The sequence below is a fragment of the Dehalogenimonas sp. NIT-SK1 genome (genome assembly GCF_055384165.1).
Genome location: NZ_AP042352.1, coordinates 1,610,256 through 1,623,897 on the forward strand (window position 1 = coordinate 1,610,256; position 13,642 = coordinate 1,623,897).

Consider the following 13,642-nt stretch of genomic DNA (forward strand, 5'->3'; position numbering starts at 1 on the left):
ATTTTACGTTTTATTATCGCAGATTATAGCATCTGAATATATATTTTCAGAACCCAATCAGATAAGCTCGAATTACCCCCGCCAAATAAATGGCGGGGGTAATTCGCAATTGTGACCGATTACTGGACAGCCACGAAACCCAGATCTTCTACAATCGCCTGACCGGCGGCTGAGAGACCATAATCAATGAAAGCTTTGGTTAGTCCTTCAGGTTGACCGGCAGTATAGTAGTACAGGAAGCGGGCGATCGGATACGTCCCTTCCTTTGCCGTATCCAGGGAAGGTACAACTGCTTCATCATTTTCAGTCTTTTTTATTCCCAGAGCCTTGACTGATGAATCTACATACCCCATGCCGGCATAGAAGATCGCATTAGCGTTCTGGCTTACCTGGGTAATACCGGTCGTGGTTGAAGGCAGCAACTGCGCCGCGGGGGCATACTGCAGGTCTGAATCTTCCTTATCGGGTACCAAACCCAGCTGAACAACTTCTTCAAGAAAATAGGCATAAGTACCGGAGTTGGTGTCGCGGGAGAGCAGCACAATCGGGGCGTTATTGCCCCCAACTTCACTCCAATTGGTTACTTTACCGGTATAGATATCGGAGAGTTGTTCGATAGTCAGACTATCTACCGGATTGTTAGGATTGACTACCACAGATAAAGCATCGAGGCCAACTATGGTTTCCACCACGTCAACACCGTTTGCTTTTGCCTGGTCTATTTCGGATTGTTTGATGGAACGTGACGCTTGAGCAAATGTGGTTGTCTGATTGATTAAAGCGGCAATTCCCGCACTGGAACCGGGGCCGGAAACTGAAATATTAACCTGTGGGTGCTGATTCATGAATTCCTCAGCCCATGCGGTGCTGATTGGGGTTACTGTGTTGGAACCGATAATATCCAGTGTCCCGGTTAAGGGAGCCGGTCCAGTAGTCGTCGGTGTCGGGTCATCGTTGTCTTCACTGCAACCGGTTACAACCAGCGATGTTGCCATTACCAGTGCCAAGGGCAGGGTTAGCCATTTCAGGGATTTCCTTGATTTCAACTCTTTCTCCTTTATTTTTTTCTTTATATATACGGAACTTAAGTGGTTCCGGTTAAAAAACGGGCGTGCAAGGAAAGCTCCTTGATTATTTCGGGGTGGTCAAAGATCAGGTGCAGCAGAGCCTCTGCTGTAGCCAGATTGGTAGCTAAAGGCACATTATGCACATCGCATACTCTGAGAAGAGCAGTGACATCCGGTTCGTGTGGTTGTACGGTCAGGGGATCACGCAGAAATATAACCGCCTTGACTACGCCAGAGGCTACCAGTGAACCAATTTGCTGGTCTCCGCCCATTGGGCCGCTTTGCATTAAGGTAACCGGTAAATCAGTTCGGGCCTGGATAAGCATTCCGGTGGAACGGGTAGCTACAAGTGATAATTCAGAGAGGTCGTCCCTGTGGTCTCTAACCAGGGATAGCATTTCTTCTTTTTTGTTGTCATGGGCGATGAGAGCCAGGGTTACGGTATTCAAGTTGCCTCCTTGAGATTCTATACTTCTTATCATATTACTGATTCAGTATAGAGCCCCAAGTTTAAGGCTACTTTAAGGGAATATTAAGATATTGTTAAGAATTATCCGCTGTGATTTTCCGCACCTTTGTTATAGCTTCCCGGATACCAGTTTCCTTCACCATCCGGTGGGTAACAGCCCTGACTTGCTCGGAACCAATAGGTATGAGTTTAACGCCAACGGCTTCGGCCTTATTAACAAAATCATGAGCATTCCAACCCGATGACAATCTAAACATCACGATATTTGTAGCCGGTATTTCGACTTCTATGCCGGGTATTTCATTCAAACCTTCCGCCAGTAGCCTGGCATTCCGATGGTCTTCAGCCAATCGTTCGGTCATCGTTTCTAAGGCGTTGATGCCCGCTGCCGCGATAATTCCAGCTTGGCGCATACCGCCGCCCAGCATTTTCCTGATTTTTCTCCCACGGGCTATAAAATCGGCGCTGCCGCACAGAACCGAACCAACGGGAGCTGAAAGCCCTTTAGAAAGACAGAAACAAACGGAATCAACCGGGGCGCATAAAGCGCTGACCGGAACATCAAGTGCTATGGCTGCATTAAAAATCCGGGCGCCATCAAGATGTATTTTCAAACCGTAATGGCGGGCTGTTTCAGCAGCTTTGGCGCTGTAGTCAATATCAAGCACGGCTCCGCCGCAAAAATTATGGCTGTTTTCCAGGCACAGCATTTTTGTCTCAGGCCAATGAATGTTTTTTCCGCGAACCGCTGCCATAATAGAATCAATTGGAATAGTACCATCTGCTTGATTGGGTACCGTCCTGAAGGACACCCCGCCCAAGGCGGCCGCTCCTCCGGCCTCATTGAGGAAAATATGACTGCGGTCACCGAGTATGATTTCGTCGCCGTGACGGGTGTGTATCATAACGGCAATTAGGTTGCTCATAGTACCGCTGGGTGTAAAAAGCGCCGCCTCTTTGCCGGTTAGTTCAGCGGAAGTTTTTTCCAAACGGTTAACTGTAGGATCTTCGCCGAAAACATCGTCCCCAACTTCTGCCACCAACATAGCCTGCCGCATATCCGGAGTGGGATGGGTAATTGTATCGCTTCTAAGATCAATTATTGGCATACAGCCTCCGGTTCAATTCAAGTATTTATTCGGCAAAGGTGGTGATCAAGCAGGTTTACCCTGCTATTATCATCCCGATAGGGTAAAAAAGATAGTGGTTCCCTGGCCTGGTACACTTTCCGCGCGAATTTCCCCTCCATGAGCTTGAATGAGATGCTTGGCAATGGCCAATCCCAAACCTGTACCACCATCATTCCGGGCCTTATCTGCTTTATAGAATCTTTCAAAAATCCGCGGCAGGTCATCTGGGGGTATTCCGCAGCCAGTATCCCGGATAGAAACTTCAACCCCTTTACCCTTGGGTTCAGCCGCTATGGTTATGCTGCCTCCAGGAGGTGTAAATTTTATGGCGTTATGAACCAGGTTCATCAATACTTGTTCAATGCGGCCCGCATCAGCCTGAACTGCCGGTACAGCCTGTCCAACTTCTACTGACATAGCTAATTCAGCCCTGTCTGCCTGAGGACGCAATCTCTCGACAGCATCAGTAATAACGCTGTCAATATTTGTCTTTTTCTTATGCAGTGGCGCTGCGCCGCTTTCAATTCGGGATAACTCTCCCAATTCATCAATCAGCTGCCCCATTTTATCAGCTTCAACCACGATACGAGTCAGAAATTCTTCAGCTGCCTCGGTATCATCAGCTGTTCCATTTCTCAATGTTTCCGCCAGTAGTTTCAATGAAGCCAGGGGCGTACGTAGTTCGTGAGAAATATTAGCCACAAAATCCCGCCTCACCGTCTCGAGCCGCTTCAAATTAGTTAAGTCCCGTATTACAACCACTGCGCCCGGTTCGTTCTGTAATGGCGTTATGATTACCCCGTATTGGCGTCGTCCCGGCCGGTATAATACTTCACCCTCCTGCCTTTTTTCTTCAGATAGACACTTTCTGAGCATATCATCAATTTCATGGTTGCGTATTGCTTCCATCAGTGTCTGCCCATCAGATTTACTATCAAGATGAAACATCGTTATGGCAGCTTCATTTTGATGAGTGATTTCTCCATGTTTATCAACTAGAAAAATGGAGTCGGTAACATGAGACAATACCAATTCCATCCGATTTCTTTCAACACCAAGGGTTTTCAACCGGTCACCGACCTTTTTAGCCATTTCATTGAAAGCATGCTTGATATCAGCAAGTTCCCCGATTGCCACCAGCCGGACTCTATCAGTGGATTCACCACCAGCCATCCTCTTCATTGCCAGCTCAATTTCAGCCTCATCATCACCGGTAGAAGGCACCATCAAATAGATAGTAACTGCTACCGCGATGCTTGCGGCGATACCGGCCACAAGCAGATCCAGGGAAAATCCTCGCACCAGGCCAACAACCGTCAAGGCAACCGCTATAGTAACAACAGCGGTAATGATTAATCGTCGCAGTAGTTTTTCAGTCATGTCATCCCTCAAATTTATATCCGACACCACGTACCGTCAGCAGGTGAGTTGGTTGTGATGGATCAGATTCGATTTTTTGCCGCAGCCATCGGATATGAACATCTACCGTGCGATTATCCCCCGGATAGTCATAACCCCAAACCCGGTCAAGCAGGCTTTCACGAGAAAACACTTGACCACGGTTGAGCATCAAATACTTTAATAAATCAAATTCACGGTGAGTCAGTTCCACTGTTTTCCCCGAAACTGCAACCAGATGGCGAGTATCATCCAGCTCAACATTACCAGCCTTAATGCTTTTTGCTGGCGCCGATGCATTATCACCAGCTGACAATTCAGACCGACGCAGCATGGCTTTGACTCTGGCCAAAAGCTCCCTCATGGAAAAAGGTTTGGTCAGGTAATCATCCGCCCCGAGTTCCAGTCCCAATACTTTATCCAGTTCCTCACTGCGGGCAGTCAGCATAAGTACCGGAATCGGGCTTTCTCGCCTCAAAATACGCGTTAGTTCAAAACCATCAATTCCCGGCAGCATCAAGTCTGTAATAACAATGTCCGGTTTCTGCTGTCTGATGGTCTCCAGACCGCCGCTGCCGTCAGCAGCGGTAAAAACAGTAAAACCTTCACGGCTGAGATTATACTTCAACAACTCAGCCATGGTGCGGTCGTCCTCAACGACAACTATCGTAGCCATTGTTATTCAGTATAGGGCCTGCTGAGGCTGGCATCAACCTGTTAAAAATACATATTATATCCGCTAATTTGCCAAATCAACATACAGAACGTATCATATGCTAACTATGTATCGTCAATACAATCGGCCCATATGGCAGGACCCGCTTTTTGTACTTATCGGGGTCAATGTTTTAATCTACCTGGTTTCTATGGGTATGCCATCGCTCATATACCAGTGGGGACTAATGCCGGCTGCCTTTCTCAGTGAACCATGGACAGCGGTTACCAGCATATTTGTTCACGGCAGCCTTACCCATGTACTTTTTAATATGCTGGCATTATTTTTCTTCGGCAGTTACTTAACTCAAGCGGTTGGCGAACGGAACATGCTCAGCATATACTTTGTCGGAGGTATAATCGGAAGCATCTTTTTCTGGCTGCTGGGACCGTCCAATGCCGTTGCTGTGGGCGCCTCAGGTGCCATATTTGCCCTTGGCGGAGCGCTGGCGGTATTGCGCCCGATGACCAGGGTTTTTATTTTTCCAATTCCGGTCCCCATGCCGCTTTGGATCGCCGTTATAGGCGGCGGACTGCTGATATCTCTTCTGCCCGGCATTGCATGGGAAGCCCACCTGGGCGGGCTATTAACCGGTATCGGTGCGGCTTTGTTTTTCAGTCGCGGACGACTCCGTTACTAGTATCTAATTAAAGGGTTTAAGCCCCCGCAAGCCTATTGTCCACTATTGTTTTGATAGCTTTCCCTTATCTGCATTCTGGTCTAATTCTTGGTTCTGTAGACTATAATGTTTCTTAACCATACTATTGACAATTGTCCCGCTAGGGTTATAAGATGGATAATGTATATATTAAGGTTAAGGGTATATTTTGATAACCGATAAGAAAAAAGTCCTGATAATCGATGACGAACCGTCAATTTGTGAATTCTGTCGGAGAGTCCTTTCAGACTTCGAACATCATATCATGTGTTCTGATAACGGACAGGAGGGCTGGCGACAGGTACTGTCGGGGGAATACGATGCCGTTTTACTTGATATTCGCCTGCCATTGACTTCCGGTAAAACCGTTTTTCGCGAGCTGAAAAAAGAAAGGCCTGAACTAGCAGATCGGATTCTGCTTACAAGCGGAGACTTGATGAATGAGGATACCGCTGAATTTATTCAAAATTCCGGACGTCCGTTTTTGCCCAAGCCTTTTACCCCACAGGAACTACGAAATGCCATATCTCAGATCCTCTCAGTCCCCAGATAATACTATCAGACAACATTCAGTCTATCATTACTCTCTATTCCTAAAAGTGTAACATTTGCTCCTTGCCGAAAGGTGCAATATATGTTATCGTTTGTTCTGTAATTGTTATATCGGTATAAAGATTATTTGTTTAGGAATCATCTCGGAAAACGAATCCAATCGTGAACTTGTCTTTTTCCTTCGTAACATTAGAGTCGTTTCCTTCGTTTTTAACGCTGAGTACTAATACCGAATTCGTAGCTAATTGCTTTGCGAACCTATAAATTAACTCGTACCAGCCGGCTCCCTTCAAAGCCCAAAACTTGCACTCATCTGTCGATTACTGGTAACTTAAAAAAAGCTTTATAAGTAATAATCTGAGGATAAAAATTCCAGTGCCAACTCCCAGCTCTGACTTAGTTTTCATCCCCATTATTGCCGCTTTGTTGTCATTGGGGTGCCTTCTGGCGGCCTTTCATTTTTACCGTCGCCTTTGCCTGATTGACGATACCCCCACATCTAAGGCAAAAGGTGTATTTATCGGGACAGTTGAACTAAAAGGAACAGCGGAAAGTGAAACACCACTGCGGAGTTATCTGGCTGGTGTCGACTGTGTTCATTATTCCTATAAAATTGAGGAGCACTGGCGACGCACCAGCCTGGATGCTAAAGGCCGTCCTAAAACTCAAAGCGGCTGGAAAACAGTAGCCCAAAAATCAAAGAGCGTGCCTATTTATCTGAAAGATGATACCGGTCTAATCCGCATTCTACCTGATGGGGCTGAGATTCACGCCGACTCAGTTTTCAGTCAGGAATGCCGCCGCAATAATTCTCTATACTATGAAAAAGGACCGGCTGAATCCGTTTCCAACTCTACTCACCGGCGCCGCTTCACTGAACAAGCTATACCATTGCACAACCCGATATATGTAGTCGGTCACGCCCGTGAACGTCAGGACTTAGTAGCGGCTGAAATAGCCCAAAATAAAAATTCTCCGTGGTTTCTTATATCCACCCATGATGAAAAGCATCATAGCAACCGCTATCGGTTATGGTACTGGCTATGGCTGGCTGGTGGTCTGGGTTTGCTGTTGGGTGGAATTGCATTATATCAATCTCAAATCCAAACTCCGACTGCTCCAACCATTTCTCTGTTAACCGGGACCATACTGTATTTGGCAGTATTAATGATTGGCTGGATTTGGAATGCCTACAATAACCTGGTGCGTCTGCGGCAGCGGGTCAATCAGGGCTGGTCTCAAATCGACATTGAACTCAAGCGCCGTCATGATCTCATCCCCAACCTGATTAAAACAGTGGAAGGATACCAACGGCACGAAAGTAGCTTGCAGCAGTTAACTGCCGAAATAAGACAACAAGGCGATAATCCAGGGGAACTAGAGCACAAAGGTCTACAGGGAATAAATTCTAAGCTGTTGTTAATCATAGAGGAATATCCGGAGTTAAAAGCAGACCAATCATTCTTAGCCTTACAGCAATGCCTGGCAGAAACAGAACAACGTTTGGCCATGGCAAGAGACTATTACAATGAAATCGCTACTTTCTACCGGACTAGGCTGGAGATAATACCGGACCGCTGGCTGGGTAAACTAACCGGTTTTAGATCCAGTCCATTGCTCGAAAATACGGATTTTGAACGCGCAGAAGTAACGGTTAAATTGGCTGATTGACCAAAATACTCACCCTGTACGCTGACGGATTAATGTTAAATCAGCGAAAAACAGGTCAATAAACCATACCCAATTAGCGCCCCGACAGTCAGCGGTGGCAATGCCGGTGTCGGTCCGCCCTTGAAAAATATCTTCTGAACCCAGTACACAGACAATAACCCAACCAGCAGGCAAAGAGACATGATTACCGCGGTAGCCAGTCCGCCGACAGCCAGAACGGATACCAAGACAATAAGAGAAAAACCCACATCACCGCCGCCCAGTAGAGATACAGGCCTTTCGTCAGGTTTATCCAGCCTGATATCTGTTATTGAAAGATGCCAGTTGGTCGGCTCAACAGGGAAAATAAATGCCGGCACAATATCCATACCGGTCATTTTTTTTACCATCCACATCATATGACCGGAACGTACTGAAACCAGGTCATAAATAGAAATAACTGCCATCAAGCCCAAAGCCACGCCGGGGGACAATAAAAATCCGAATACCGAAGCATAACCTACCAGCGCTACACCCAGCAGGATATTATGCAGCCATATCCATGGCCAACGCAGCCAAACCAGGGCTCCGGCAGCCGCAATAATACCTGCTGCCGCAACCGGCAGAGGCAAAGCAAGCACAACAAAAACACCCCAAGCATAAAGTATCAAAAACAGGGCTTTGATAATAAATCTCAGAGCGGTAATCGGCAGCAAGGCCAAAGCTAAGCTGACGACAACTACCGTACCTAAAAAATAAGCTAACGGCATACCAGCCGAAACGTCCGGTAACGCAATATTTTCATCTTCAATAAAGCGCAGTTGACGCAGAGCCACCACTACTGCCAGTACTTCACTTATGAATAGTGTTAAGAAACTCCAGTGGACTGGTTTTAATGACATAAGGAAAACCTTTTACCAAAAATATTCACAATGCTCAAGATATTGGCCTGGAGCTTGATTGTCAAGAAAACCTTTAGCACAGCGTCTTGTCGGCAGCCATGCATCCTGATAACATTAGATAATGGATTTTTATAATCGACTTATCACCACCGCCAACACTAATAACAGTTGGCTGTGCATCGGGCTTGATCCCGAGCCGGATAAGATTCCGACTGGAATGAGCGTTCTTGATTTTTGTCGCTCAGTGATTGAGGCCACACAAGACTTGGTCTGCGCATATAAACCCAATGCTGCCTTTTTCGAGGCTCTTGGCAGTAATGGCCTGGGAGACTTGAAGGCAGTTATCAAAGCGGTACCGGATAGCATACCGGTCATCCTTGATGCCAAGCGGGGGGATATCGGCAACACTGCACGGGCTTATGCCCGCGCAGCCTTTGATGAACTGGGGTCCGATGCCGTGACTGTTAATCCCTACCTGGGATATGACTCCATTGAGCCTTTCATTGCCTACCACGATAAGGGCGTTTTCATCCTATGCCGCACCTCAAATCCCGGTGCCGCTGACTTCCAGTCTCTTGACTGCAACGGTAAACCACTATACCGTCTGGTAGCTGACCGCGTCGCAGACTGGAATATTCACCACAACCTAGGCCTGGTTGTCGGCGCCACCCAACCAAAAGAACTCAAGACTATAAGGCAGGAACACCCAACCATACCCTTCCTAATACCCGGAATCGGAGCCCAGGGCGGCAATTTGGAACAAGCGGTAAAAAACGGATCTGATCAAAATGGCCGGATGGCTATCATCAGCAGCTCACGTCAAATCATTTACGCCTCATCAAACAAAGACTATGCCATGGCCGTCCGCCGGACGGCTCAGTCAACCCGTGATGAGATCAACCGCTATCGCTGATTCGTTCATCTGATATAATTACCTTGGTGGGTATGAAATGATAGTCGACTTCCGCCTCAATGATATTATACGGTTGCGCAAACCCCATGCTTGCGGCAGTTGTGATTGGAAGGTTTACCGACTGGGCGCCGACATAGGCATCATTTGTCTATCCTGTCAGCGTCGGCTGCTCGTACCCAGGGCACAACTGGAAAAACGTCTGAAGTCATTTATGTCCAGAGGAGAAGAAGCGTGATAAGCCGTATTCTGCGTATTCAGCCAGCTGCATTTTATGACAATGAAACGGGGATATGCTCGTTTTAAAAGTATTGATATGTCGCAATGCTGTGTTAAGATAAATATCTTAAATGGATAACATTAAACGCAACCTGAAACCAACCTTTATAGGGCAAAAGACGTTCCACTGGGGAACACAGACTTTTATCATGGGAATCCTCAATGTCACGCCCGATTCTTTCTCCGGTGACGGCGTGGGAAGAGATATTGGGGCGGCAGTAAACCAGGCACTGCAGATGGCGGCTGAAGGGGCTGATATTATTGATATCGGCGGAGAGTCTACCCGGCCCGGAGCTGCTGAAGTTACCGCTGATGAAGAGATTAGACGGGTTATACCAGTCATCGAAAGGATAAAAAGTGAACTCGGTATTATTGTTAGTGTCGATACTTATAAAGCAGAGGTGGCCGAAGCTGCAGTTAAAGCCGGAGCAGACCTGCTCAACGATGTCTGGGGTCTCAAGCGAGATATAAGAATGGCTGAAGTAGCAGCCCGTTCAGGAATCCCGATTATCCTGACCTCAAGTCAGCGTGACAGGCCGGTGACCCGAATAATGCCCGCCATTTTTGGAAGCCTGAATATGGCTGTTAATCAAGCGGAATCCGTCGGAATTCCACCGGAAAATATATTAATTGACCCCGGTTTTGGCTTCGGTAAAACCGTAAGCCAGAACTTGGAACTATTGCGACGGTTGAACGAATTGAAAGAAATGGGCAAACCTATTCTCTTCGGTGCTTCCCGTAAATCCACCATCGGTAAGGTATTAGGAGATGCCCCCGTTGAGGAACGTTTGATGGGAACAGCCGCTGCCAATGCCATCGCCATTTTTAATGGAGCCGATATACTCCGGGTGCATGACGTGGACGCAACGGCTCAGCTAGCCAGGATGAGTGATGCTGTAGCTAGGGGCTGGCATGATGACTGATGAAAATCAACTTGAACTGACTTCAGCGGTTACCATATATCTGGGTTTAGGCTCCAACTTGGGGGACCGCCTGGGCAACCTCAGCCGTACTATTAGTATTTTAGGCCGGCCGCTTAAAATAACAAGGTGTTCACCAATTTACGAAACCGAACCACAAGATGTACCGACACAACCCAAATTTCTTAATATGGTGATTGAAGCACAGACACATATAGCACCGGCTGACCTTCTAAAATTCTTGAAAGGCGCTGAACAGGTAATCGGCCGCGGCAAAGCTGGGTCCGACCAACCCCGCATAATTGATATAGACATTCTTCTTTACAGCGACCGTAAAATAAACACCCAAGCATTGATTATCCCTCATCCCCGCCTCAGCCGGCGAGCTTTTGTACTCAAACCGCTGGCTGACCTGGCGCCGAAAATGAGACTTCCCGGCAGTCGGAAAACAATATCTGAAGCACTGGCTTCTCTAGGTAAATTGGAGGGAATCACTTTATTCCGCGAGGATTTTTCATGAGGCAATACATATGAAATTAGGCCTGGCTCTTTCCGGAGGAGCAGCCAGGGGGTTGGCCCATGTCGGTGTTATTGAGGTACTGGAGCAAGAAGGAATACAAATTGATATGGTTGCCGGCACCAGTATGGGAGCTATAGTCGGCGCTGCCTTTGCCCGTGGATTATCCGCGGCAGAAATTAAAGCTGAGGCAACCGACCTAAGCTGGGGTAAACTAGCACCATTGATTGATATCAACCCTTTACAGACAAGCGGCATATTCGGCGCCCGACGCATCAAGAAAAAACTTAAAAATCTTATCGGAGATCCTGACTTCAGCGAACTTGAAAAACGATTTGCTTGCATTGCTACCGACTTGTTCACTGGAAAAGAAGTAGTCTTCACCAGCGGAAAAGTGCTTGACGCGGTATTGGCTAGTATGTCGCTGCCACTGGTCTTCAAAGTCTCTAAACTGCGGCGGCAATATTTAGTTGATGGCGGTATAGTAGATCCATTGCCGGTAACCCCTTGCAGAAAACTGGGGGCTGACAAAATAATAGCAGTGAACGTATTAAAACATCTGGCCATAGATTCACCCGAACATTCTCCCAATATAATGCATGTACTGAGCCAGGTTATCTATATCGCCTCCGCCCATCTGGCTAATGACGGACTGGTAGAAGCAGATGTAGCTATTGAGCCGAATATGACTGGGATCCACCTGGCGGATTTCAACCAGGCTTCGGAAGCTATATTGCGCGGTCAACTCTCGGCAACTGATGCCGTTCCGCATATCAAGCGGCTATTGAAGAGTATGGGCGTCTGAACAACAAAATATCCGGGCTGCGCTAACAAGTCTTCACGACGGGCGTTATAAGCATAAGCAGCAGTTGCTAAAGTCACACTGATTGGCATCAGTGTTATAATTTTCGTGCGCAGAAAATATAAGATGAAATGAGGCACTGATGACTATAAAACAATTTGATATAAGCGGTTTTACCGGGATAGAAGCCCGCAATGCCATGAAGGTTGAAGTTAATCAAGGCGATGATTTCAGTGTAAATATCGAAGCGGACGCTGAAATCATTGAAGAAGTAAAAGTAATCCTGGCTGGTGATATGCTGAAAGCTAAATTTGAAACCAGGCTGGGACATATCGGACTCCTGTTCAAACAAGTAGCCGCCCCAAAACTGATTATCACAATGCCGGAACTTAAATACCTCGAACTAGCCGCCGGTACCCGAGGTAAAATCAAAGGCTTCAAAGAAGTCGAATGCTTTCATGCCGTACTCGCCGGAGCCAGTAAATTGAATGGAGATGTAGATTGCCGAAGCATCAAGTTAGACGGAGGGGCAGCTTCATTTTTTGAGCTTTCCGGCCATGCTGATATTGCCGATATTGAGCTTACCGGCACGTCACATGCCAGTCTGGAAAAATTCACGGCCGGAGATACCAAAGTAAAACTCCATGGTGCTTCAAGTTTAACCCTGGAAATAAACGGCAAACTGGATGCGGACATAGCAGGAGCTTCCAGTCTGCGTTGGAAAGGGGCTCCGGTGATGGGGGATATCAAAGTCACCGGCGCTTCCAGCCTCAACCGCAAATAAAATATTAGGCGTATTTCCTAATACTGACTGAAAGAATAGAATAAAACTCGTGATCTGTATAGTACAATAGAGAGGTCTTTTAGTTTATATTGGAACTGAGGAGGCCGTTAATGATAAAAAAATGGGTAGGCCTGCTGGTCATACTAACCCTTTTAGTCACAGCAACCGGATGTTTCCCCTTGGGTGCCATAGTAGGACGAGGGCCGGAGGAAACACAAAGCTTTGAATTTTCTGGCTTCACCCGGGTAAATGTTGCTTCCGCTTTTGAGGTGGACATTACCAGGTCGGAAGAATTCAGCGTGAGCGTAACCACCAACGAAAACCTGTTTGAATACCTGGACCTTAAACGCAGCGGAGATACACTGTGGATACAACTGCGCCCTGGCAGCTATTCTTTTGCCTCTCTAGAGGCGAAAATTACCATGCCGGACCTGTTCAGCGTAAATATCTCTGGGGCTTCAACCGGCAAAATCAGCGGCTTTAATTTTAGCCACTCCCTTGAACTCAATGCCTCAGGAGCCAGCAGTATTGAACTGGCGGATGTTAATTCCGGTAATACCCAGATGGTAATTTCCGGGGCTTCCAAGTTGAACGGCAATTTAAACGCCGGAGACACGCATTTCAACATCAGCGGCGCCTCTTCGGCGGAACTGACAGGGCAAAGCGGAATAATGGAGCTTACCGGATCCGGTGCCTCCAGCATTGAGCTGCGGGACTTCAGTGCCACCAATGCCGAAGTAAATCTATCCGGCGCCACCTCGGGCACCATTTATGCCTCCGGCAAACTGGATGTCCAGCTTTCCGGCGCCTCATCCTTACGTTATTACGGCAATCCGACGCTGGGAGACGTCAATGTAAGCAGCGGGTCGTCAATCAACCAGGACTGAAA

16 protein-coding genes are annotated in these 13,642 nt (G+C 47.3%); 10 read left to right on the plus strand and 6 right to left on the minus strand.

The window, feature by feature from the left end:
* Window positions 1-119 precede the first annotated feature (119 nt).
* The 5 genes from ACZ48S_RS08395 to ACZ48S_RS08415 all read right to left on the minus strand — a co-directional run bounded on the left by ACZ48S_RS08395 (window position 120) and on the right by ACZ48S_RS08415 (window position 4,740).
* On the minus strand, window positions 120-1,046 hold the full coding sequence (locus ACZ48S_RS08395) for a PstS family phosphate ABC transporter substrate-binding protein (RefSeq protein WP_464212574.1): 927 nt from the start codon (window positions 1,044-1,046) through the stop codon (window positions 120-122).
* Between the two features lie 38 nt (window positions 1,047-1,084).
* Complete coding sequence (locus ACZ48S_RS08400) at window positions 1,085-1,516, minus strand: methylglyoxal synthase (RefSeq protein WP_464212576.1); 432 nt, start codon at window positions 1,514-1,516, stop codon at window positions 1,085-1,087.
* 94 nt (window positions 1,517-1,610) lie between these two features.
* On the minus strand, window positions 1,611-2,645 hold the full coding sequence (ltaE, locus tag ACZ48S_RS08405; protein ID WP_464212578.1) for a low-specificity L-threonine aldolase: 1,035 nt from the start codon (window positions 2,643-2,645) through the stop codon (window positions 1,611-1,613).
* A 69-nt stretch (window positions 2,646-2,714) separates the two neighbouring features.
* Window positions 2,715-4,046 (minus strand): HAMP domain-containing sensor histidine kinase, encoded by a 1,332-nt coding sequence (locus ACZ48S_RS08410; RefSeq protein WP_464212580.1) that lies wholly within the window; start codon window positions 4,044-4,046, stop codon window positions 2,715-2,717.
* A gap of 1 nt (window position 4,047) precedes the next feature.
* Window positions 4,048-4,740: a winged helix-turn-helix domain-containing protein gene (locus tag ACZ48S_RS08415; protein ID WP_464212582.1), complete on the minus strand. Its 693-nt coding sequence runs from the start codon at window positions 4,738-4,740 to the stop codon at window positions 4,048-4,050.
* A 97-nt stretch (window positions 4,741-4,837) separates the two neighbouring features.
* Between ACZ48S_RS08415 and ACZ48S_RS08420 the strand changes: the two genes are divergently transcribed.
* The 3 genes from ACZ48S_RS08420 (at window position 4,838) to ACZ48S_RS08430 (ending at window position 7,660) form a co-directional block, all read left to right on the plus strand.
* The gene (locus tag ACZ48S_RS08420; protein ID WP_464212584.1) at window positions 4,838-5,419 is read left to right on the plus strand and encodes a rhomboid family intramembrane serine protease; all 582 of its coding nucleotides are present in this window, start codon (window positions 4,838-4,840) and stop codon (window positions 5,417-5,419) included.
* Between the two features lie 187 nt (window positions 5,420-5,606).
* Window positions 5,607-5,990: a response regulator gene (locus ACZ48S_RS08425; protein ID WP_464212587.1), complete on the plus strand. Its 384-nt coding sequence runs from the start codon at window positions 5,607-5,609 to the stop codon at window positions 5,988-5,990.
* Window positions 5,991-6,364: 374 nt separating this feature from the next.
* On the plus strand, window positions 6,365-7,660 hold the full coding sequence (locus ACZ48S_RS08430) for a LemA family protein (RefSeq protein WP_464212589.1): 1,296 nt from the start codon (window positions 6,365-6,367) through the stop codon (window positions 7,658-7,660).
* A gap of 35 nt (window positions 7,661-7,695) precedes the next feature.
* Here the strand turns inward: ACZ48S_RS08430 and ACZ48S_RS08435 are convergent, their stop codons facing one another.
* The gene (locus ACZ48S_RS08435) at window positions 7,696-8,541 is read right to left on the minus strand and encodes a hypothetical protein (RefSeq protein WP_464212591.1); all 846 of its coding nucleotides are present in this window, start codon (window positions 8,539-8,541) and stop codon (window positions 7,696-7,698) included.
* A 121-nt stretch (window positions 8,542-8,662) separates the two neighbouring features.
* On the opposite strand from ACZ48S_RS08435, the gene pyrF reads away from it, so the two are divergent.
* The 7 genes from pyrF to ACZ48S_RS08470 all read left to right on the plus strand — a co-directional run bounded on the left by pyrF (window position 8,663) and on the right by ACZ48S_RS08470 (window position 13,640).
* Window positions 8,663-9,454 carry an orotidine-5'-phosphate decarboxylase gene (gene pyrF / locus ACZ48S_RS08440; RefSeq protein ID WP_464212593.1) on the plus strand — a complete coding sequence of 264 codons (792 nt, stop codon included), beginning with the start codon at window positions 8,663-8,665 and terminating at the stop codon, window positions 9,452-9,454.
* A gap of 37 nt (window positions 9,455-9,491) precedes the next feature.
* A complete protein-coding gene (locus ACZ48S_RS08445; RefSeq protein WP_464212595.1) occupies window positions 9,492-9,689 on the plus strand; it encodes a DUF951 domain-containing protein in 198 nt (65 codons plus the stop codon).
* Between the two features lie 112 nt (window positions 9,690-9,801).
* A complete protein-coding gene (gene folP, locus ACZ48S_RS08450) occupies window positions 9,802-10,653 on the plus strand; it encodes a dihydropteroate synthase (protein ID WP_464212597.1) in 852 nt (283 codons plus the stop codon).
* Window positions 10,643-11,170, plus strand: coding sequence for a 2-amino-4-hydroxy-6-hydroxymethyldihydropteridine diphosphokinase (folK, locus tag ACZ48S_RS08455; RefSeq protein WP_464212599.1), 528 nt, complete (start codon window positions 10,643-10,645; stop codon window positions 11,168-11,170). The genes folP and folK overlap by 11 nt, the downstream gene beginning before the upstream one ends.
* Window positions 11,171-11,180: 10 nt before the next feature.
* Complete coding sequence (locus ACZ48S_RS08460) at window positions 11,181-11,972, plus strand: patatin-like phospholipase family protein (RefSeq protein WP_464212601.1); 792 nt, start codon at window positions 11,181-11,183, stop codon at window positions 11,970-11,972.
* Between the two features lie 139 nt (window positions 11,973-12,111).
* Entirely contained in the window at window positions 12,112-12,753 is a 642-nt protein-coding gene (locus ACZ48S_RS08465; protein ID WP_464212603.1) for a GIN domain-containing protein, read from the plus strand.
* Between the two features lie 110 nt (window positions 12,754-12,863).
* The gene (locus tag ACZ48S_RS08470; RefSeq protein ID WP_464212605.1) at window positions 12,864-13,640 is read left to right on the plus strand and encodes a head GIN domain-containing protein; all 777 of its coding nucleotides are present in this window, start codon (window positions 12,864-12,866) and stop codon (window positions 13,638-13,640) included.
* Window positions 13,641-13,642: the final 2 nt, after the last annotated feature.

Bases quoted from the DNA above. Each gene is read 5' to 3' on its own strand.
- ltaE (WP_464212578.1), bottom strand. From the start codon at position 2,645: ATGCCAATAATTGATCTTAGAAGCGATACAATTACCCATCCCACTCCG.
- ACZ48S_RS08410 (WP_464212580.1), bottom strand. From the start codon at position 4,046: ATGACTGAAAAACTACTGCGACGATTAATCATTACCGCTGTTGTTACT.
- ACZ48S_RS08415 (WP_464212582.1), bottom strand. From the start codon at position 4,740: ATGGCTACGATAGTTGTCGTTGAGGACGACCGCACCATGGCTGAGTTG.
- ACZ48S_RS08420 (WP_464212584.1), top strand. From the start codon at position 4,838: ATGCTAACTATGTATCGTCAATACAATCGGCCCATATGGCAGGACCCG.
- ACZ48S_RS08435 (WP_464212591.1), bottom strand. From the start codon at position 8,541: ATGTCATTAAAACCAGTCCACTGGAGTTTCTTAACACTATTCATAAGT.
- pyrF (WP_464212593.1), top strand. From the start codon at position 8,663: ATGGATTTTTATAATCGACTTATCACCACCGCCAACACTAATAACAGT.
- ACZ48S_RS08445 (WP_464212595.1), top strand. From the start codon at position 9,492: ATGATAGTCGACTTCCGCCTCAATGATATTATACGGTTGCGCAAACCC.
- folP (WP_464212597.1), top strand. From the start codon at position 9,802: ATGGATAACATTAAACGCAACCTGAAACCAACCTTTATAGGGCAAAAG.
- folK (WP_464212599.1), top strand. From the start codon at position 10,643: ATGATGACTGATGAAAATCAACTTGAACTGACTTCAGCGGTTACCATA.
- ACZ48S_RS08460 (WP_464212601.1), top strand. From the start codon at position 11,181: ATGAAATTAGGCCTGGCTCTTTCCGGAGGAGCAGCCAGGGGGTTGGCC.
- ACZ48S_RS08465 (WP_464212603.1), top strand. From the start codon at position 12,112: ATGACTATAAAACAATTTGATATAAGCGGTTTTACCGGGATAGAAGCC.
- ACZ48S_RS08470 (WP_464212605.1), top strand. From the start codon at position 12,864: ATGATAAAAAAATGGGTAGGCCTGCTGGTCATACTAACCCTTTTAGTC.